The organism is Variovorax glucosi (assembly GCF_051216695.1).
Lineage (GTDB): Bacteria > Pseudomonadota > Gammaproteobacteria > Burkholderiales > Burkholderiaceae_C > Variovorax.
This window is the reverse complement of the sequence record NZ_JBPJZE010000315.1, coordinates 1-1,101: the sequence shown is the minus strand read 5'-3', so window position 1 is coordinate 1,101 and position 1,101 is coordinate 1. Positions and strand designations below refer to the sequence as shown.

2 protein-coding genes are annotated in these 1,101 nt (G+C 66.7%); both read left to right on the top strand.

What is annotated here, in order from left to right:
- The coding region (locus tag ACSFA3_RS25265) for an SDR family oxidoreductase (RefSeq protein WP_435508078.1) at positions 1-434 on the top strand (434 nt) is incomplete at its 5' end.
- Between the two features lie 27 nt (positions 435-461).
- Positions 462-1,101 (top strand): acyl-CoA dehydrogenase family protein (locus ACSFA3_RS25260; protein ID WP_435508077.1); only part of this gene is annotated, 640 nt, incomplete at its 3' end.

Below are 1,101 nucleotides of genomic sequence, written 5' to 3'. Positions count from 1 at the left end.
TCTGGGGCTCCATGCCCAACATGGGCCACAGCGGCGCGGCGCGCGCGGGCATGGTGAGCTTCACCGAGACAGCGGCCGCCGAGTGGGCCGTTAGCGGCGTGCGCGTGAACGCGGTGGCGCCGGGCTACATTGCATCGAGCGGCATGGACCATTACCCGCCCGAAGCCGGCGACATGCTGCGCGCCATGCGCAACACCGTGCCCGCAGGCCGCTTCGGCAACGAGGCCGAGACCTCCGCCGCCATCGCCTTCCTGCTGAGCCCCGCGGCCAGCTTCATCAGCGGCAGCGTGCTGCGCGTGGACGGCGCACGGCCGCAGGTGCGCATGGGCTGGCCGATGGAGATTCCCGATGCGCAGACGCAGCAGCGCGCGGCGGTGCGGCCTTTCGATGGCTTTCATCTCGCGCAGGTACCGCGCGTGTTCCAGGACAAGTAAAGAACGAACGACCGGAGACAAGACACCATGCAGTACACCCATGAACACCTCGAAATACAGAAGACCCTGCGCCGCTTCATCGACGACGAGATCAACCCGCACGTGGATGAATGGGAAGCCGCCGAGATCTTCCCGGCGCACGAGGTTTTCAAGAAGCTCGGCAATCTCGGCATGCTGGGCCTGAACAAGCCCGAGGCCTTCGGCGGCGCCGGACTCGACTACTCGTACGCGATGGCGATGGCCGAGGCACTGGGCCACATCAGCTGCGGCGGCGTGCCGATGGCCATCGGCGTGCAGACCGACATGTGCACGCCCGCGCTCGCACGCTTCGGCAGCGACGAGTTGCGCCGCGAGTTCCTTGCGCCCGCCATTGCCGGCGACATGGTCGGCTGCATCGGCGTGAGCGAGCCCGGCGCGGGCAGCGACGTGGCGGGCCTGAAGAGCCATGCGCGCAAGGACGGCGACGACTACCTCATCAGCGGCCAGAAGATGTGGATCACCAACAGCCTGCAGGCCGACTGGATGTGCATGCTGGTCAACACCAGCGACGGGCCGGTGCACCGCAACAAGTCGCTCGTGATGGTGCCGATGGACAGCCCCGGCATCGAGAAGGCGAAGAAGATCCGCAAGATCGGCATGAATTCGAGCGACACCGGGCTCATCTACT